Source organism: Allobosea sp. GW821-FHT09G06, assembly GCF_059416005.1.
Map to the genome: position 1 here is coordinate 1 of NZ_JBWKOI010000002.1, position 17,270 is coordinate 17,270.

At 67.5% G+C, this 17,270-nt stretch carries 17 protein-coding genes; 1 reads left to right on the top strand and 16 read right to left on the bottom strand.

The annotated features are described in order from the left end of the window. The coding region (locus AC07NY_RS10200; RefSeq protein WP_494583733.1) for a DNA translocase FtsK at positions 1-878 on the top strand (878 nt) is incomplete at its 5' end. Positions 879-1,049: 171 nt separating this feature from the next. Here AC07NY_RS10200 and AC07NY_RS10205 read toward each other — a convergent pair. The 16 genes from AC07NY_RS10205 to AC07NY_RS10280 all read right to left on the bottom strand — a co-directional run bounded on the left by AC07NY_RS10205 (position 1,050) and on the right by AC07NY_RS10280 (position 17,242). Further along, positions 1,050-1,874, bottom strand: a complete 825-nt coding sequence (locus AC07NY_RS10205) for an inositol monophosphatase family protein (RefSeq protein WP_494583734.1) — start codon at positions 1,872-1,874, stop codon at positions 1,050-1,052. Further along, positions 1,871-2,713 (bottom strand): endonuclease/exonuclease/phosphatase family protein, encoded by an 843-nt coding sequence (locus AC07NY_RS10210; RefSeq protein ID WP_494583735.1) that lies wholly within the window; start codon positions 2,711-2,713, stop codon positions 1,871-1,873. The genes AC07NY_RS10205 and AC07NY_RS10210 overlap by 4 nt, the downstream gene beginning before the upstream one ends. Positions 2,714-2,728: 15 nt before the next feature. Next, the gene (locus tag AC07NY_RS10215) at positions 2,729-3,592 is read right to left on the bottom strand and encodes a carbohydrate ABC transporter permease (protein ID WP_494583736.1); all 864 of its coding nucleotides are present in this window, start codon (positions 3,590-3,592) and stop codon (positions 2,729-2,731) included. Then, the gene (locus tag AC07NY_RS10220) at positions 3,589-4,467 is read right to left on the bottom strand and encodes a carbohydrate ABC transporter permease (protein WP_257735620.1); all 879 of its coding nucleotides are present in this window, start codon (positions 4,465-4,467) and stop codon (positions 3,589-3,591) included. Before AC07NY_RS10220 ends, AC07NY_RS10215 begins: the two co-directional genes overlap by 4 nt. A 10-nt stretch (positions 4,468-4,477) precedes the next feature. After that, positions 4,478-5,770 carry an ABC transporter substrate-binding protein gene (locus AC07NY_RS10225; RefSeq protein ID WP_494584663.1) on the bottom strand — a complete coding sequence of 431 codons (1,293 nt, stop codon included), beginning with the start codon at positions 5,768-5,770 and terminating at the stop codon, positions 4,478-4,480. A gap of 53 nt (positions 5,771-5,823) precedes the next feature. Beyond that, positions 5,824-6,861, bottom strand: a complete 1,038-nt coding sequence (locus tag AC07NY_RS10230; protein WP_494583737.1) for an ABC transporter ATP-binding protein — start codon at positions 6,859-6,861, stop codon at positions 5,824-5,826. A 165-nt stretch (positions 6,862-7,026) separates the two neighbouring features. After that, positions 7,027-8,307: an acyl-CoA thioester hydrolase/BAAT C-terminal domain-containing protein gene (locus AC07NY_RS10235; RefSeq protein WP_494583738.1), complete on the bottom strand. Its 1,281-nt coding sequence runs from the start codon at positions 8,305-8,307 to the stop codon at positions 7,027-7,029. A 22-nt stretch (positions 8,308-8,329) separates the two neighbouring features. After that, positions 8,330-9,901: an ABC transporter substrate-binding protein gene (locus AC07NY_RS10240; RefSeq protein ID WP_494583739.1), complete on the bottom strand. Its 1,572-nt coding sequence runs from the start codon at positions 9,899-9,901 to the stop codon at positions 8,330-8,332. After that, the gene (locus AC07NY_RS10245; protein ID WP_494583740.1) at positions 9,898-10,923 is read right to left on the bottom strand and encodes an ABC transporter ATP-binding protein; all 1,026 of its coding nucleotides are present in this window, start codon (positions 10,921-10,923) and stop codon (positions 9,898-9,900) included. The genes AC07NY_RS10240 and AC07NY_RS10245 overlap by 4 nt, the downstream gene beginning before the upstream one ends. Continuing rightward, entirely contained in the window at positions 10,920-11,909 is a 990-nt protein-coding gene (locus AC07NY_RS10250) for an ABC transporter ATP-binding protein (RefSeq protein WP_494583741.1), read from the bottom strand. Before AC07NY_RS10250 ends, AC07NY_RS10245 begins: the two co-directional genes overlap by 4 nt. After that, positions 11,906-12,808, bottom strand: a complete 903-nt coding sequence (locus AC07NY_RS10255) for an ABC transporter permease (protein WP_494583742.1) — start codon at positions 12,806-12,808, stop codon at positions 11,906-11,908. The genes AC07NY_RS10250 and AC07NY_RS10255 overlap by 4 nt, the downstream gene beginning before the upstream one ends. Then, complete coding sequence (locus AC07NY_RS10260) at positions 12,805-13,779, bottom strand: ABC transporter permease (protein WP_492287725.1); 975 nt, start codon at positions 13,777-13,779, stop codon at positions 12,805-12,807. The genes AC07NY_RS10255 and AC07NY_RS10260 overlap by 4 nt, the downstream gene beginning before the upstream one ends. Beyond that, positions 13,779-15,233: a SidA/IucD/PvdA family monooxygenase gene (locus tag AC07NY_RS10265; RefSeq protein WP_494583743.1), complete on the bottom strand. Its 1,455-nt coding sequence runs from the start codon at positions 15,231-15,233 to the stop codon at positions 13,779-13,781. The genes AC07NY_RS10260 and AC07NY_RS10265 overlap by 1 nt, the downstream gene beginning before the upstream one ends. Then, a complete protein-coding gene (locus AC07NY_RS10270) occupies positions 15,230-16,186 on the bottom strand; it encodes a LysR family transcriptional regulator (RefSeq protein ID WP_494583744.1) in 957 nt (318 codons plus the stop codon). Before AC07NY_RS10270 ends, AC07NY_RS10265 begins: the two co-directional genes overlap by 4 nt. A gap of 1 nt (position 16,187) precedes the next feature. Continuing rightward, on the bottom strand, positions 16,188-16,769 hold the full coding sequence (locus AC07NY_RS10275) for a peroxidase-related enzyme (RefSeq protein ID WP_492287722.1): 582 nt from the start codon (positions 16,767-16,769) through the stop codon (positions 16,188-16,190). Then, positions 16,766-17,242, bottom strand: coding sequence for a hypothetical protein (locus tag AC07NY_RS10280; protein ID WP_494583745.1), 477 nt, complete (start codon positions 17,240-17,242; stop codon positions 16,766-16,768). The genes AC07NY_RS10275 and AC07NY_RS10280 overlap by 4 nt, the downstream gene beginning before the upstream one ends. Between the last annotated feature and the right edge of the window lie 28 nt (positions 17,243-17,270).

Sequence of the window (17,270 nt, forward strand, 5' to 3'; positions counted from 1 at the left end):
GGGCGGTGCGCGAGATGGAGGAGCGCTACAAGAAGATGTCGAAGCTCTCGGTGCGCAACATCGACGGCTTCAACGCCCGGGTCGGCGAGGCCAAGGCCGCCGGCGAGGTCATCACCCGGACCGTCCAGACCGGCTTCGACAAGCACTCGGGCGAGGCGATCTACGAGGAGGAGGTCATGGACCTCGAGCCTCTGCCCTATATCGTCGTCATCGTCGACGAGATGGCCGACCTGATGATGGTCGCCGGCAAGGAGATCGAGGGCACGATCCAGCGCCTCGCCCAGATGGCGCGTGCGGCGGGCATCCACGTGGTCCTCGCCACGCAGCGCCCCTCGGTCGACGTCATCACCGGCACGATCAAGGCGAACTTCCCGACCCGGATTTCCTTCCAGGTTACCTCGAAGATCGATAGCCGCACGATCCTGGGCGAGATGGGCGCCGAGCAGCTGCTCGGCCAGGGCGACATGCTCTACATGGCCGGCGGCGGGCGCATCACCCGCGTCCACGGCCCCTTCGTCTCGGACGCCGAGGTCGAGAAGGTCGTCGCCCATCTCAAGACGCAAGGCCGGCCGCAGTACCTCGACGCCGTCACCTCCGAGGAGGAGGAAGCTGGCGAGGACGAGGACGGCGCCGTCTTCGACAAGACCGGCATGGGTTCGGTCGAGAGCGACGACCCCTACGAGCAGGCGGTCGCGGTCGTGCTGCGCGACAAGAAGGCTTCGACCTCCTACATCCAGCGACGCCTCCAGATCGGCTACAATCGCGCCGCATCCATCATGGAGCGCATGGAGAACGAGGGCATCGTCGGGCCGGCTAATCACGCAGGAAAGCGCGAAATCCTCGGGGAAAGCGCCCGTCCGCGTGATGAGGAAGACTGAACGCCGTTCGAAGTGGGTGTCATTCCGGGCGGGAGCGCAGCGCAGGCCCGGAATTCTGCCTGAACCTCTGCCGGAAACGCTCCGGCATGGATCCCGGATCAGCGCCGCTTCGCGGCTTGTCCGGGATGACGATGTGGTTGTGACGACGGTGCGGCGAGCCGATTTTGCTGCTCAATCCAGCAGGATCGACCTGATCTCCTGCCAGCTCGCTTCGTCGGGCGCGCAAAGCAGGCCGGCTGGGCGCTCGGTCGGTGCATAGGGGCGACCGTCGAGCAGGCGCGCATGGCCGCCAGCTTCGCTGTAAAGCAGCACGCCCGGCGCGTGGTCCCAGGGGTTAAGGACGCCGTAGAGCAGGAACTGCAGGCGCCCTGCCGCCGCCTGCCGATATTCCTGCCCGCAGCAGCGCAGCGAACCGACTTCGAGGAAGGCCGGGAAGCGGCCGGGAAGCGTGCTGCGCAATGGCTCGGGGAAATACTGCCAGCTCGCCATGCCGTTCATCTGCCGTGCCGCGACGGCCGGCGCGACGCGCAGGTCGCGGCTCGCACCATCTGCCGAGCCCATCCAGGCGCCTTCGCCGCGCAGGGCCATGGCGCTGTCATCGGCTGTCGGATCATGGATCACGGCTGCGGTGATCTCGCCCCGGATGACGACGGCGGCCATCACGGCGAAGAGAGAGAGGTCGCTGGCATAGTTCAGCGTGCCGTCGATCGGATCGATGACGAAGGCGAGCTCGGCTTGCGCCAGCTTTTCGAGAAGGGAGGGGTCTTGTGTCACGGCCTCTTCCCCGATCAGCGCCGCCCCCGGAAAGGCCTTGGCCAGCTCGGCGCAGATGAAACGCTCGGCCGCCTCGTCGGCTTCGGTCACGACATCGACGGGGTTCTGCTTGGCGCGGATATCGTCAGCCGACAACCGGCCGAAACGCGGCATTACCTCGCGCCGTGCCGCTTCGCGCAGGATGGCGTCGAGCCGCTCATGGTCCTGCCGCGTGAAGATCATCCGAGGTCGAACTCGACCAATATGGGCTGGTGGTCGGAAGCCCGCGTCTCGATATCGTAGACGATGGAGCGCGCTCGTTCGGCGAGGTCCGGCGTCGCCAGCACGAAGTCGAGGCAGCCGGGCGGGCCATAGGTCTGGTCGCAGATGAAGGCGGAGGGTGGATGCGGCTCCTTGCCTTTCAACACCGGCCAGAGATCGACCAGCGGCGGAACATCGCCCTCGAAGGGCGCGAGCAATTGTGCCAGCCCGGCATCGTCGGGCCGCATGTTGAAATCGCCGGTCAGGATCGCGCTCGCCGCGTTCGGCGTCGGCGCATAGGTGTGTGGGCCGGGCAGGCGCGGCGTCGCCTGCCGCGCGGCGGCCATGCGATGGATCTGCCGGATGCCCTCGACCTGTGCGGCGCGTAAGCTTGGCGAGGAATATTCCAGATGCGTCGTCATCACCCGGATCGGGCCGAAGGGCGTCTCGACCATCGCCTCGACCAGCACGCGCGGCATGTTGCGTGTCGCCGCCGCTTCCCAGGGCAGGACATGGCGCAGCGCCTGCGCCACCGGCAATCGCGACAGGACGAGATTGCCGAAGCGCTTGCGGCCGCCGGCGCCATCCGGGATGTCGACGCCAATCGCTTCGATCGCAGTGAAGCCGGGCAGGAGTTCGCTGAACAGCGCGAACTGGTCGGTGCGGTCATTCCCGTCGAGATCGGGGAAATTGGCCGCGACCTCCTGCAGGCAGAGCACGTCGAAATCCGCCATCTGCTTGACGTGATCGATGATGCGGCGCGGATCGACCTTGTCGTCGACGCCGCGGGCCCACTGGATGTTCCAGGTGATCAGCTTCATGCGGCCGGCCGGTCCTTATTTGATGCCGGCGCGCATGAAGCTCTGCACGAACTGGCGCTGGAACAACAGGAAGCCGACGAGCAGCGGTGCCGAGGTCATCAATGTCGCCGCGCAGATCACCGCCCAGTCGATGCCCTGGTCGGCCGAGGAGAACACCTGCAAGCCCACCGTCAGCGGCCGCGACTCCACGGAATTGGTTACCAGCAATGGCCAGAGGAAGTTGTTCCAGTGATAGCTGACCGAGACAAGGCCATAGGCGACATAGGTCGGCTTCGCGAGCGGCACATAGACCTTCATCAGCACCTGCAACGGGCTCGCGCCCTCGACGCGGGCGGCATCGTCGAGTTCCTTCGGCACGGTCTTGAAGGTCTGCCGTAGCAGGAAGATGCCGAAGGCCGAGGCGATATAGGGCAGGGCGATCGCGGGGATCGTGTCGATCAGGTTCAGCTTGGCGAGGGTACGGTAGTTCTCGACGATCAGCGCATCCGGCATGATCATCAGCTGCGCCAGGATCAGTACGAAAGCGACGTCGCGACCCCAGAAATCCTGCCGTGCCAGCGCATAGGCCGCGAGCGTCCCCAGCACGATCTGGAAGGCGAGGATCAGGGTGACCAGGATGAAGGTGTTGAGGAAATAGCGGGCGAAGGGCGCGGCCGCCCAGGCGCGCGTGAAATTGTCGAGCGTCAATGGCGCTGTCAGCACGAAGCGCGTGGTGTATTCGGCCGGGTGGAACGCCGCCCAGACGGCATAGGCCAGCGGCAGCACCCAGATGAGCGCGAGCAGGATCGCCCCCGTCGATTCCAGCGTGAGTGCGAGGCCCTTGGGCGCATAAGGGTCGGTCCGCGTCGCGGCCGGGGCGGGTTGCGTCGCAGCGCTCATTGATAATGCGTCCTGCGTTCGAGCCAGCCGTACTGGACGAAGGCGACGAGCGCGAGGAGCGCCAGCAGCACGCAGGTCAGCGTCGCCGCATAGGCCGTGTCCCAGAAGCCGAAGCCGACCTGGTAGATGTAGAAGAGCAGCAGCGTCGTCGCGTTGTCCGGGCCGCCGCGCGTCATCACGAAGACATGGTCGACCATGCGGAAGGCGTTGATCACGGCATTGATCAGCACGAACAGCGTCGTCGGCATCAGGAGGGGGAACTGGATGCGCCGGAAGAAGGTCCAGCGCGAGGCGCCCTCGATCGCCGCCGCCTCGCCGAGGCTGGGCGGAATCGCCTGCAGCGCCGCGAGGTAGAAGATCATGAAGAAGCCGGCTTCCTTCCAGATCGCGACGATGGTGATGGCGTAGAGCGCGGTGTCCTGCGAACCCAGCCAGTTGGTCGAGCGTGCGCCGAACAGGCCGGTGATCTGCTCCAGCAAACCGTATTGCGGCGTGTAGAAGAACAGCCAGATGTTGGCGACGGCGATCATCGGCAGGATCGTCGGCGTGAAGAAGGCCATGCGGACGAGCGTGCGGCCCGCGATCTTGTCGTTGACCCAGACCGCCATCAGGAGCGCCAGCGCGATCGAGGTCGGTATCGTGCCGAGCGCGAACCAGAGATTGTTGCTCATCGCCTTCCAGAAGATCGGATCGGCGAGCATCTGCTGGTAGTTCTCGAGCCCGATGAAGCGCGCCGGGCGGCGCGCCTTCGGGGTCGAGTAGAAGCTCTCGATGAAGCTCGCGACCGCAGGCCAGTGCGTGAACAGGGCCAGGCAAGCCATGGCCGGCAGCAGGAGCAGCCAGCCATGGATCGTCGCGGTCGCGCGGTTCGTCATCGCGGCGGGATCAGCGATAGGCCTTGAGGATGCGCTCGGCCTCGGCCTGCGCGTCCTCCATTGCCTTCTGCGGCGTCTTGGTGCCGGTCAGCGCCGCCTGCAACCCGTCGTTCAGCGCTTTGGTGACGCGCTGGTTCTCGTGGGTCGAGAGCTCCGCCACCGCGCTCGGCAGCTGATCGCGCGCGACCAGCGCCTGCGGGAAGTCGGCGACGTATTTCTTCATCGCCTCGGTCTCGTAGGAGGCCGGCGTCACCGCGACATAGCCGGTCTCGGCGCTCCACTGCGCTGCGCGCTCGGGCGTGGTGATCCAGCGCACGAACTTGAAGGCGGCTTCCTGCTCGGCCTTGGTCGCCTTCTTGGAGAGGTAGAAATTGCCGCCGCCGGTCGGGCTGCCCGGCTTCTTGCCGGCCGGCAGAACCGCGACGCCGAAGGGGAACTTGGCGTTGGCGCGGACATTGGTGAGGTTGCCGGTGGTGGTCCACATCATCGCGACCTTGCGCTCGAAGAAGTCGCGCGGCGTGGTGCCCCACTCGACGATGCCAGGCGGATGGACCTTGTGCTTCTGCGCGAGGTCGACCCAGTACTGCAGCGCCTCGACCACGGCGGGATTGGCGTAATCGGTTTTGTCGCCGGCCGGATTGGCGAGGATCGCGCCGGCTTGCGTCGAGAGCCCCTGGAACAGCCAGTAGGGGAAGCCGGAGGAGGGGATCTGGATGCCCCATTGCGTGACATTGCCGGCGGCGTCGCGCTTGGTCAGCTTCTGCGCGAATTCGAGCTGCTCGGCCCAGGTCTTCGGCGGCTTCTCGGGGTCTAGCCCGGCTTCCTTGAAGAGCTCCTTGTTCCAGTAGAGCACCACCGTGGAACGCTGGAACGGGATGCCCCAGGTCTTGCCGCCGGTCTGGCTGTTTTCCATGAAGCCGGGGAAGAAGCTGGAAAGCCACTTCTTGTCCTCGTCGGTCTTGATGAAGTCGTCGAAGGGCACGATCGCCTCTTCGTCGATCAGCGTGTACATGTCGGTCGAGAGCAGGACCGAGAGCACCGGCGGCGTGCCGCTCTTATGCGCGGTCAGCGCCTTGACGATGGTCTCCTGATAGGTGCCGGCATAGATCGGCTTCAGCTTGATCGTGGGGTTCTCCTTCTCGAAGCCGGCGGCATAGGCGTCGATCAGCTTGGTGATCGGCCCGCCGACGGCAACCGGGTAGAAGAACGAGAGCTCGGTGGTGCTCTGCGCCCGGGCGATGCCGGGTAGCGCCGTCGCGCCCGCAAGGGCGGCCGTGCCGCCAAGAAATTCACGCCTGTCCATCATGTCCTCTCTCCCTTGTTGGGATGGTCCGCACGTCCGACGCTCCGGCCGGTTCAGTTGCGAACCACCTTCCGTTCCGACGCCTGGTCGAACCAGTGCAGCGCCGATTGTGACAACGTGATGTAGATCTGTTCGCCGGCTGTGGTCCGTACTTTGCCGGGCCGCTTGACGATGAAGGAATGCCCGTCGATGCGGGTTTCGAGCAATGTGTCGGAGCCGAGATATTCGACCGCGACGACATCGGCGGCGACGCCGCCACTGGTGATCTCGACCATCTCGGGACGGATGCCGACCGCGAGGCTGGCGGGATCGATGCCGTCAGGAGCGGTGATCGCGCCACCCCGCGCCTGCACGGTCGCCAGCGGCAGCACGTTCATCGGCGGCGTGCCGACGAAGCGGGCTGCGAAGATCGTCGCGGGATTTTCGTAGAGCACGTCCGGCGGGGCGTCCTGCTCGATCCGGCCGTTGCGCATCAGCACGACCTGATCGGCCATGGTCATGGCCTCGACTTGATCATGCGTGACATAGACCATGGTCATGCCGAGCCGCTGCTGCAATTCGCGGATCTCGCGGCGCATCTCGACGCGCAGCTGGGCGTCGAGATTGGAAAGCGGCTCGTCCATCAGGCAGACCGGCGCCTCGGCGACGATGGCGCGGCCGAGCGCGACGCGCTGCTGCTGGCCGCCGGAGAGCTGCGAGGGCTTGCGCTCCAGCAGCGCGGAGAGGCCCAGGATCGAGGCGGCGCGGGCGAGGCGCTCGTCACGCTCGGCGCGCGAGACCTTGCGGACCTTGAGCCCGAACAGGATATTCTCGGCGACGCTCAGATGCGGGAACAGCGCATAGCTCTGGAAGACCATGGCGATGCCGCGCTGCGAGGGCGAGGCATGGGTGACGTCGCGCCCGCCGATCTCGATCGTGCCGCTGCTGGTGTCTTCCAGGCCGGCGATCAGCCGCAGCGTCGTCGACTTGCCGCAGCCGGACGGGCCGAGCAGCGCGACGAGATTGCCGCCTTCGACGGTGAAGCTGATGGCATCGACGGCGGCCATGCCGCCCCAGGTCTTCGAAACCGTCTTCAGCGCTACAGAAACCATTCGCGATCCGGTGAGCCGAGGTCATGTTGAGCCGGCACAGCAATAACCTGCCGCCAGCGTGAAGTCAGCGCGACCATGACGCGAAAATTCTTTTGCGCACAAGAGGCTGCCTGCCGGCTGACGACCGGGCTTTCGAGGGATCGGATTGCCCCTATTGTTGCTGCTTCAGCCGGCCTGCCCGCCATGGCGCCTGACGAAGGCAAGCGCCGCCTCCCAGGCGCCCGCATTGGCCCCGCCATTGGCGGTCGGCGTGCCGCCCATGGTCGTGACGATGCCGCTGACCGGGTGGCGATGAGCGATGCGGGTCGCCGGCGTATGGGGAAACAGGATGGAATGGCCGGCCGCAGGCCAGTTCTTCCAGATAACCTCGTGCGGATGGCCGGCCGCGAGCAGGCTCGACTGCACGATCAGCGAATAGAGATCGGAAGGCCAGGCACCGTCATCGCCCCCGGACAGCAGCAGCACCGGCCCGGCGATCCGCTCGACCGGGATGCGGGCGCGGGCCATGGCGACGGGGTCGCCGAGCGCTGTCCGCATCGCGTCGGCATTGCGGCGGGTGTCGGTCGCCTCGTCATAGGGCTTCCAGCTCGCCGTGGCGTTGCCCTGCCATTGATGGACAAGCGGCTTGTCGTCGAGCGTCCAGCCGGGGCCGTCGCGGCCGAAGGCCGGATCGGCCGCGGCCTGCCCACCATGGACGAAGGCGCTCGGCACATAACCCAATACCGCCGAGACCTTTTCGGGGAAGGTCGCGCCAAGCAGGAGTGCGAGCTCACCGCCGCGCGACTGCCCGGCGACGGCGACGAAATCATTGAGCGGCCGCACGCGGGCACGCAGCCAGTCGAGACCCCTGGCGAAATACTCTAGCGGCGTGTTCGAGATGTATTTTGGCAGGCCGGGCGCGCCGAAATAGCCGAGCGCCAGCGCCGCGACCCCGCGCGAGGCCCAGAGCGCGGCACGCGGCTCGTTGATGCCGCCGCCCGAGCCGTTGAGGATCATGATCGCCGGGTGCGGGCCAGCGCCGGCCGGCAGGAACAGCGTCCCGACGAGCCCGTCCTCGGCGAGCGGGTGCCGCGCCACACCGTCCGCCATCAGTGTCTGGCTGAAGCGTCCGGTTGCGACGGTCTCACCGCCGATTGCGGCGATGAGTGTGGTTTCGAGCGGGCGGGACAGGTCGGCGGGGAAAAGTTCCCCGTTGCCGGTCTGCGCCCAGACCAGCCCCATTCCCGCGACGCCCGCGTAGTCGCCGCGCACGGGCGCATCGCGTTCGAGGTCGATGCTGCCATCGGCCCCGGCCGCGAACACCGCCTCAGCCCGCCAGGGATGACCGTCGCGCGCGGTCTCCGCAGCGATGGTCACCTCCGCGCCCGCCGGCAGCCCCGTAAGAGCGATCCGGCGGGGCACGTCGATCAGGTCGATGGCGGGGCTGATCGCGAAGGCGGCGGGCATGGCGGCGTCCTTGCACTTGGCCCTACTTGGCCTTGCTGACCTGCATCGCGACGGTGCGGTCGCTGTGCCAGGGCACGACCTTCAGGTCCGGCCGGCTCGCCCAGATGTTCTTGTAATGGTAGAGCGGCATGATCCCGACATCGTCCATCACCACCTTGACCGCGTCCTTGATGATCGCCTCGCGCTTGGCGTCGTCGAACTCGGCGCTGGCCTTGGCGAGGGCCTCGTCCAGCTTCGGATTGCTGTAGCGGCCCCAGTTCGAGGCACCCAGCCCCTTGGCCGGATCGACGGTCGCGAGGATCGCCAGCATCGCATAGGTGCCCTCGCCGGTGCCGTTGCCCCAGCCGATCATGCTCATCGCGTATTCGTTCTTGTTGGCCGCGCCGGAATAGACCGAGAAGGGCACGACCTCGACCTGCGTCTCGACGCCGATGCGGGTCCAGAACTGCGCGATCGCCTGCGCCGTCTCGGGCGCCAGCGGATAGCGCTCGCCCGGCACATGCATGGTCAGCTTGAAGCCGTTGGGATAGCCGGCCTCAGTCAGCAGCGCCTTGGCCTTGTTGGGATCGACGTCGATCTTGGAACGGTCGGGGTCGTAGCCGAAGCTGCCGGCCGGCATCCACTGCGTCGCGACGGTGACGCCGCCGCGCGCGACGCGGTCGGCGATCGCCTCGCGGTTGATCGCCATGTTGAGCGCCTTGCGGACGCGGACATCGAGCAGCGGGTTCTTCTCGAGCGGCTTGCCGGCCTTGTCGGTGAGGAACTTGGACGGAGCCGGGTTGAAGCTCGGCTGCATGATCAGTGCGCGCAGGCCCGGATAGGACCAGACCTTGACCTTCGGGTTCTTCTCCAGCTTCTCGATGTCGGAGAAGGAGACCTTGTCGATGACGTCGACATCGCCCGAGAGCAGGGCGGCGGTGCGCGCCGCCGGATTGGCGATATAGCGGTAGTTGACCTTCTCCCATTCGGGCTTCGGACCCCAGAAGCGCTCGTTGCGCTTCATCTCGATGCGGTCGCCGGGCGTATAGCTGACGAAGGAATAGGGTCCCTCGCTGACCATCGCCTTGCCGCTGTTGTAGTCGTCGGTCGTGGCGCTCTGGCCGACATGCTTGCTGACGATATAGATGCTGGAGATGTTGATCGGCAGCAGCGGATCGGGCGCATGGCTGGTGATCACCAGCGTATGCGGGTCCTTGATCTCGACCTTGGCGACATTGCGCAGGAAGCCCTTGTAGCTCGCGACGGTGCCCGGCACGTTCTGGGCGCGCTCATAGGAGAAGGCGATATCCTCGGCCGTGACCGGCTTGCCGTCGCTCCAGACCGCGTTCTCGCGCAGCTTGAACTCCCAGGTATTGGGCGCGAGGTTCTTCCAGGAGGCGGCGATATCGGGCACCACGCCGCCCTCGGTCTTCTGCGCCACGAGGCGCGACCAGAAATGCTGCGAGACCGAATGGTCGCCGGCATGGTTGTTGAGCTGCGGATCGATCGCCGAGACCGGATCGGCGAAGGCGATGCGCAGGTCTTCCGCATGGGCGGTTCCCGCGGCGACGATCAGCGCCGCCGAGAGGGCGAAGGTGCTCAGTTTGGTCGTCATGCGATCTCTCCTGTTTGCGCGCGGGCCGGGGCCGCTGCGACGTCGTTGAGGTGGCAGGCAGAACGGTGGCCCGGCACGATTTCGCGCAGGGCGGGTCTTTCGACGCGGCAGCGGTCGAAGGCAGCCGGGCAGCGCGGGTGGAAATGGCAGCCGGGTGGCGGCGCGGCCGGGCTCGGGATCTCGCCCTTGACGGGCGCATACACACGCCGCCGCTGCTTGAGATCGGGAATCTCCGCCAGCAGCCCCTGTGTATAGGGGTGGTTCGGATGGGCGAAGAACCGGGCGGCCGGCGCATCCTCGACGATGCGGCCGAGATACATGATCACGACGCGGTCGGCGATGTGCTGCACGACGCGCAGGTCGTGGCTGATGAAGAGATAGGTCAGGTCGAGCTCGCGCCGGAGCTGCATGAACAGGTTGAGGATCTGCGCCTGGATCGAGACGTCGAGCGAGGCGACCGACTCGTCGCAGACCAGGAAGCGCGGCTGCAGGGCGAGCGCCCGCGCGATCGAGATGCGCTGGCGCTGGCCGCCGGAGAACTGGTGCGGGAAGCGCTGGCGATAGGCGGGGTCGAGCCCGGCCCGGCGCATCTGCGCGCAGACATACGCGTCGATCTCGGAACGGCCAGCGATGCCATGGACGAGCGGCGCCTCGCCGATCGCTTCCGCCACCCGCATGCGCGGGTTGAGGCTGGCCTGCGGGTCCTGGAAGATCAGTTGCACGTCGCGATGGACCGAGCGGTCGCCCTGCGGCGAGCGCCCGAAGACTTCGACCTCGCCCGTGCTCGGCGGCAGCAGGCCGGCCGCGATGCGCCCGAGCGTCGACTTGCCCGAGCCGGATTCGCCGACGAGCCCGACGAACTCGCCGGTCGGGATGGTCAGGTCGATGCCGTCGAGCGCCCGGATGATCGGCTGGTGCTTGGCCAGATGCAGCTTGACCGCAAGCCCGGCCGGGCGGCCGAAATGCCGGGTCAGCTTGCGCGTCTCCAACGCGGGGGCGGAGGGAGTGGCGGTCACGGTCATGCCGACACCTCGGCGGCCGAGGCGGGGCCGGACAAAGGATGGAAACAGCGCAGGCGGTGTGCGCTCTCCGTGAAGGCGGGCTGGCGCTCGCAGGCGTCGTCGCGGCGAGCGCAGCGCGGCCCGAAGGCGCAGCCTTGCGGAGGGTCGACCATGTCCGGCGTCGTGCCGGGGATCTGCACCAGCATCGAACCCGGCGCGCTTGCGCCGGGCAGGCTGCCGATCAGCCCGGCCGTATAGGGATGGCTGGGCTGGTCGAGGACGGCATCGATTCCGCCATGCTCGACGATGCGCCCGGCATACATCACGGCGATCTCGTCGGCGATGCCGGCGATGACCGAGAGGTCATGCGTGATCCAGAGCAGGGCGGTGCCGCTCTCGCGGGTCAATTGCTGCACCTCGGCCAGGATCTGCGCCTGGATCGAGACGTCGAGCGCGGTGGTCGGCTCGTCGGCGATGATCAGGTCGGGCTTGTTGATCAGCGCGATCGCGATGGCGACGCGCTGGCGCATGCCGCCCGAGAGCTGGTGCGGATAGGCGTCGAGCCGAGCTTCCGGGCTCGGGATGCCCATGGTGCCGAGCAGGTCCCGCGCCCGGCCGCGCGCGGTGATGTCGTCGATCACCTCATGCGCCCGGATCGTCTCGATCATCTGCGTGCTGATCCGCAGCACCGGATTCAGCGTCATCATCGGGTCCTGGAAGACCATGGCGATGCGATTACCGCGCAGGCGGCGCATCGCCTCCTCGTCGAGCTTCGTCAGGTCCTGCCCGCGGAACAGGATCTCGCCGCCCACGACCTGGCCGGGCGGGTCGATCAATCCCATGATCGAGAAGCCAGTGACCGACTTGCCCGAGCCGCTCTCGCCGACGAGGCCGAGCGTCTCGCCGGCCCGCAAGGTGAAGGAGACGTCGCGCACGGCGTCGAGGTCGCCGCGATCGGTGCGGAAGCGGGTGCGCAGGTTGCGGATTTCGAGCAGCGGCGCGGTCATTTCAGCGCCCTCGGATCGAGCACCTCGCGCAGGCGGTCGCCGACGAGGTTGATCGCGACGATCGCCGTCAGCAGCGTCAGCCCCGGGAAGAAGCTGATCCAGTATTCGCCCGAGAGCATGAACTGGAAGCCGTTGGCGATCAGCAGGCCGAGCGAGGGCTGCGTCACCGGGGCGCCCAGCCCGAGGAAGGAGAGCGTCGCTTCCAGCGTGATGGCGCGCGCGACCTGCAAGGCGCCGATGACCAGGAGCGGCGGCAAGCAATTCGGCAGGACATGGCGCAGCAGGATGCGCGAGGTCGGCAGGCCCAGCCCTCGCGCAGCTTCGAAATAGTCGCGCTTGCGCTCGACCAGCGCCTGGGCGCGGGCGGTGCGGGCATAATAGGCCCATTCCAGCAGCACCAGCGTCAGCACGACATTGCCGATGCCCTTACCGAGCAGCGCCAGCATCAGGAGCGCGACCAGGATCGAAGGCAGCGACATCAGGAGGTCGACGAGCCGCATGATCAGCGCGTCGATCAGCCCGCCGCTCCAGGCCGCGATCAGCCCGAGCAGGATGCCGATGATGCCGGCGAGCACGGCTGAGCCGACGCCGACGGTAAGGCTGGTGCGCAATCCATAGAGGATCGCCGAGAACAGGTCGCGGCCCTGTCCGTCGGTGCCGAGCAGATAGGTTATGTCGCCGGTTGAGGAGACGGAGCCCGGCGTCATCCGGGCGTCGAGCACGTCGATCGCGGCGAGGTCGAACGGGTTCTGCGGCGCGATCTGCGGCGCGAACACCGCGCCGATGACGAGCAGGGTCATCAGGCCGAGCCCGATCCAGGCCGAGGGCGCGCGCAGAAAGCGGCGGAGCGCGCTGCTCGATGGGCGACGGGCGGAGGCGGCGGCGGGAACCGTGGTCATGCCGAGGCCTCCTCGCGGACGCGCGGGTCGAGCACGCGATAGAGAATGTCGACGATGAGGTTGATGATGACGAAGAGCGTCACCACGACCAGCAGGTAGGCCATCACCACCGGCCGATCGAGCGCGTTGATGCTGTCGAGGATGAGCTTGCCCGAGCCCGGCCAGGCGAAGATGCTTTCGGTCACCACGGCAAACGCGATGGTCGAGCCGAGTTCGAGCCCGAGCACGGTGACCAGCGGGATCATGATGTTGCGCAGGATATGCATCATCACGATCCGGCCGCGGCGCAGGCCCTTGGCCCGTGCGAAGCGGACATAGTCGAGCGGCAGCACCTCGCGCACGCCGGCCCGCGTCAGGCGGATCACCAGCGAGACCTTGAACAGCGACAGGTTGATCGCCGGCAAGAGCAGGTGGCGCCAGCCGTTCAGCGTCAGGAACGACCATTCAACGCCGAAGACGCGCACCGTCTCGCCGCGCCCGCTCGCCGGCAGCCAGCCGAGCGAGACGCTGAAGGTCATGATCAGCAGGAGCCCGACCCAGAAGGTCGGCAGCGAGAAGCCGAGGATGCTGCCGGTCTGGATCAGCTTCGACAGCAGGCGCTCTGGATAGAGCCCGGCATAGAGCCCGAGCGGCACGCCGATGATGACCGCGAAGATCATTGCCGCGAAGGCGAGTTCCAGCGTCGCCGGCAGGCGCTGCAGGATCAGCGTCACGGCCGGCACGTTGTAGACGAAGCTGCGCCCGAGATCGCCCCGCAGGGCGCTGCCCACGAAGTTCAGGTACTGCTCCCAGAGCGGCCGGTCGAGGCCGAGCCGGGCCACGAGCTCGGCCCGGTCGATCTGGGTCGCGTCCGGTGCGAGCAGGAGGTCGGCGGGATTGCCGACGGCATGCAGCCCGAGGAAGACCACGAGCGACATGGCGATGATCACGAGGAGCGCCTGCGCGACGCGCTGGAGCAGCCACCCGAGCATCAGACCGGAACCTTCGCGGGTTCGGGCAGGATCGGCACCCATTCGTCGCCGAAGATTTCGGGCTCCGAATACTCCTGGCCACGCTGGAAGTGGACCTCGATATCCTCGCGGAAGAGGCTGGACGCGATGGCCTGCGACAATCGCTCGGCGCCGTCGCTGATCGCCGGGATATCGCCGGAAACCGTGCCATGCGACATCATCGCCGGGTAGCAGAAGCAGTGGATGCGCGCGAGTCCGGGGCAGGTGCCCGGTACTTTCGGCTGGAACTCGAAGGCCGGCCCGAGATCGGGCATGGCACTGAGGCTGGGTTCGGCATCAGCGGGCACGCCGCGATCGACCCAGTTGCGGGCGCTGGCCGCGATCTCCCGGAGGAAGGGCCGGCTGCCCCAATCGACCTTGAAGCCGGTCGAGAAGATCATGAAGTCGAAGCGCACCGCGCCAGTGCTGGTCTCGACCACGATCTCGTGGCCCTCCATACGGGCCGAGATCAGCGCCGTGCCTTGCCGGAAGAAGGCGTTGGGATGGCGCGAGACGCGCAGCACGCTGGCGCGCGGCGGCGGCACCTGCTCGCGGGCGATATAGCTGTTGATGCGCCATTTCCAGGCATCGGGCAGATGGCGATAGCCGGCGATGGAACCCGGATGGCCCATGCCCTTGCCGCGGTTGATGCGGGGGATGTCGCGGCGGCGGATCAGGAGATCGACGCTGGCCGCGCCGGCTTCGAGCGCCGTGCCGGCGCTGTCCATCGCCGAGGCGCCGGCGCCGATCACCGCGACGCGCTTGCCGCGCAGCAAGGCGTAGTCGTTCTCATCCGAGGAATGCGCCCAGCGTTCGCGCGGCAGGCTCTCCGCGATCTCCGGCACGGCCGGGCCGCCGAGCCCGTCGCGGCCGGTCGCGAGCACGACATGGCGGGCGAGCACGCGCTGGCGCTTGCCGGCGGCGTCGATCTCCAGCGTCGCATGCTCGGGGCCGGGATGGATCATCGCGATCTCATGGCCGTTGCGGACATCGAGAGCGAGAACCTCGCGGAACCAGCGCAGATAGTCCATCCACATCAGGCGCGGGATCTTGTCGAGCGCCTCCCAGTCGGCAGCGCAGAACTGCGCCTCGAACCAGGCGCGGAAGGTCAGCGAGGGAATGCCGAGTGCCGGCCCGGTCAGGGTCTTCGGCGAACGCAGCGTCTCCATCCGCGCCGTCGTCGCCCAGGGACCTTCGAGGCCCTGTGGTCGGCGGTCGAAATTGACGGCGCGCAGGCCGATATTACGGAAGGCTGCGGCCGCGGCGAGTCCGGCCATGCCCGCGCCGATGATCGCGACATCGAGCACCGGCTCGCCGCCGACTTTTGTCTCCGGCACCCAGGGCGCGGCCGGCAGGGTCAGCAAGTCCAGCTCGCGGGCGACGCGGCGGTTCAGCGCCTCCAGCCCTTCCGGCGCCCCGGCCTGTTTCGTCGTCACAGCCGCGTCTCCTGTTTGGTCAGCGAGGCGAGTAGCGCGTGGTGCTCTTCGGGCGGGATCAGGGTGAAATCGGCGAGCCGCTTCTGCGCGCTCGTCTTGAGCGCCGCGATCAGGTCGCGGGCTCTGTCGGAGACGGTGACGCCGCGCGCGGTCACGACGCCGAAGCAATAGGGGATCGAGGTTGCCAGCGGCAGGAAGCGGATGCCGGGCGTCGGGTTGCCGGTCAGCGTCAGCGGCTCGACGATGGCGATGCCAGCTCCGGCCCGGATGAAGGACAATACATTCATCGTCGAGGTCGTGCGGACCCTGACCCGGACCTCGACGCCGGCTTCGTTGAGTGCCGCGCGGATGCGCGCCGGGACGCCCCGGCGCAGGGACATGCCGACGAGGTCCCGCCCGGAGAGGGCGTTGAGATCGATCGGCCCTTCGTTCTGGGCGAGCGGATCGGTCTCGGGCACGGCGAGCACGCAAGGCGCGGTTCCCAGCCATTCGAGCGCGAGATCGCGATGCAGCAAGGGCGCGCTGGTCGCGCCGAGCTGCGCGTTGCCGGAGATCACCGCGTTCTGCACGCGATCGGGATTCTCGACCTCGATCGCGAGTCTTGGCGCGTCCGCTCCGTTCCAGGCATCGGTGAGCAGGCCGAAGGCGAGCGAGGACACCGCCGATATCCGGATCGGCGGCTCGGCCTCGCCGATCACCTCGCGGGCGCGCTCCCACAGATTCACGAAGCCGGCCAGCGCCCGCTCGACATCGTCGCGTAGCACCATGCCCTTCTGCGTCAGCACGAGACGCTGGCCGACGCGCTCGAACAGCGGCTGGCCGAGATCGCGCTCCAGCTCCTGGATCATGCGGCTGACCGAAGGCTGGGACACGCCCAGATGCTTCGCCGCCGCGGTGACGCTGCCGAGCGAGGCGACCTGCAGATAGGCTTCGAGGATCTTGAGACGGCTCATCTCACCCGTCTTTGCGGACGGGGTCGCCGAGGATGTGCATCAGCCGGTTGGCCCAGCCGAACAGGGCCGTGGACAGGATGAGATCGACGATCTCGGCCTCGTCCAGCCCGGCCTCGCGCAGGCGGGCGGTGTCGGCCTCGGTGACGGCGGGCGGCGATTGCGAGAGCTTGACGGAATAGTCGAAGATCGCCTGGTCGCGCGCGCCGAGCCTGGCCTTCTCGCCATTGGCGAACAATTCGTCGGTGACGGCCGTGTCCTTGCTGAGCTGCGCATGGCGGGCGGCATGCACGGCGGCGCAATAGATGCAGCGATTGACCACCGAGGCGCCGATCGCGCCGAGCTCGCGCTCGGCCCGGCTCAAGCCGCCTGGATCGTACATGATCCCGTTGAACAGCGGCGAACGCACGTTGAGCGTTTCCGGATCATGCGCCAGCACCAGCACATAGTCCGAGACCTTGGTGTTGGACGGCGTGACCTTCAGCGCGTCGAGCTGCTCGGGGCTCGCCTTGGCGAGATCGACCGGGGTTACCCGCGGCTGCCAATCCGGCACGTTGCGGGTGAAGCGATGCACGACCCGGCTCATGCGGATGCTCCCTTGAGAACGGCGAGCCCGGCAAGGACGCGGCACTGGTAGCTCATGAAGGCGTTGAGTTCGCAGAGCCGCACGATATCGGCATCAGTCACGCCGGCTGCCTTGAGCCCCTCGATCTCCTCGGCCTGCACGGCCCGTGGCTGGGTCGCGACCCGGTCCATGAAGGTGATGACGCTGCGCTCGCGGTCATCGCGGCCGGGTTCGGTCGGGTCGGCGAGGATGCGCAGCGCCGGCTCGGTCACGCCGGCGAGGTAATGCGCGGCCAGCTCCGGCAACGCGTTCTGAAGCGCGATCCGGGCCGAGATCGCGCGGCGCCAGGGCGAGGGGAAGCCGCCGGCATCGCGTGGATCGATCACCGCGCTTTCGGCCTGCCGGCTCATCTCGAAGATGTTGCTGCGCGACTGTGCGGCGGCCGATGTGGCGCCGAGCCAGGGAGACGCCTCAGGGTTGGCGGGTTGGGCCATGGCAATCCCTTTCATGCATCAACTTCGC

Excerpts from the sequence above, each read along its gene's own strand:
- AC07NY_RS10240 (WP_494583739.1), bottom strand. The coding sequence starts at position 9,901 with ATGACGACCAAACTGAGCACCTTCGCCCTCTCGGCGGCGCTGATCGTC.
- AC07NY_RS10260 (WP_492287725.1), bottom strand. The coding sequence starts at position 13,779 with ATGCTCGGGTGGCTGCTCCAGCGCGTCGCGCAGGCGCTCCTCGTGATC.
- AC07NY_RS10250 (WP_494583741.1), bottom strand. The coding sequence starts at position 11,909 with ATGACCGCGCCGCTGCTCGAAATCCGCAACCTGCGCACCCGCTTCCGC.
- AC07NY_RS10220 (WP_257735620.1), bottom strand. The coding sequence starts at position 4,467 with ATGACGAACCGCGCGACCGCGACGATCCATGGCTGGCTGCTCCTGCTG.
- AC07NY_RS10280 (WP_494583745.1), bottom strand. The coding sequence starts at position 17,242 with ATGGCCCAACCCGCCAACCCTGAGGCGTCTCCCTGGCTCGGCGCCACA.
- AC07NY_RS10225 (WP_494584663.1), bottom strand. The coding sequence starts at position 5,770 with ATGGACAGGCGTGAATTTCTTGGCGGCACGGCCGCCCTTGCGGGCGCG.
- AC07NY_RS10255 (WP_494583742.1), bottom strand. The coding sequence starts at position 12,808 with ATGACCACGGTTCCCGCCGCCGCCTCCGCCCGTCGCCCATCGAGCAGC.
- AC07NY_RS10275 (WP_492287722.1), bottom strand. The coding sequence starts at position 16,769 with ATGAGCCGGGTCGTGCATCGCTTCACCCGCAACGTGCCGGATTGGCAG.
- AC07NY_RS10210 (WP_494583735.1), bottom strand. The coding sequence starts at position 2,713 with ATGAAGCTGATCACCTGGAACATCCAGTGGGCCCGCGGCGTCGACGAC.
- AC07NY_RS10245 (WP_494583740.1), bottom strand. The coding sequence starts at position 10,923 with ATGACCGTGACCGCCACTCCCTCCGCCCCCGCGTTGGAGACGCGCAAG.
- AC07NY_RS10205 (WP_494583734.1), bottom strand. The coding sequence starts at position 1,874 with ATGATCTTCACGCGGCAGGACCATGAGCGGCTCGACGCCATCCTGCGC.
- AC07NY_RS10215 (WP_494583736.1), bottom strand. The coding sequence starts at position 3,592 with ATGAGCGCTGCGACGCAACCCGCCCCGGCCGCGACGCGGACCGACCCT.
- AC07NY_RS10235 (WP_494583738.1), bottom strand. The coding sequence starts at position 8,307 with ATGCCCGCCGCCTTCGCGATCAGCCCCGCCATCGACCTGATCGACGTG.
- AC07NY_RS10270 (WP_494583744.1), bottom strand. The coding sequence starts at position 16,186 with ATGAGCCGTCTCAAGATCCTCGAAGCCTATCTGCAGGTCGCCTCGCTC.
- AC07NY_RS10230 (WP_494583737.1), bottom strand. The coding sequence starts at position 6,861 with ATGGTTTCTGTAGCGCTGAAGACGGTTTCGAAGACCTGGGGCGGCATG.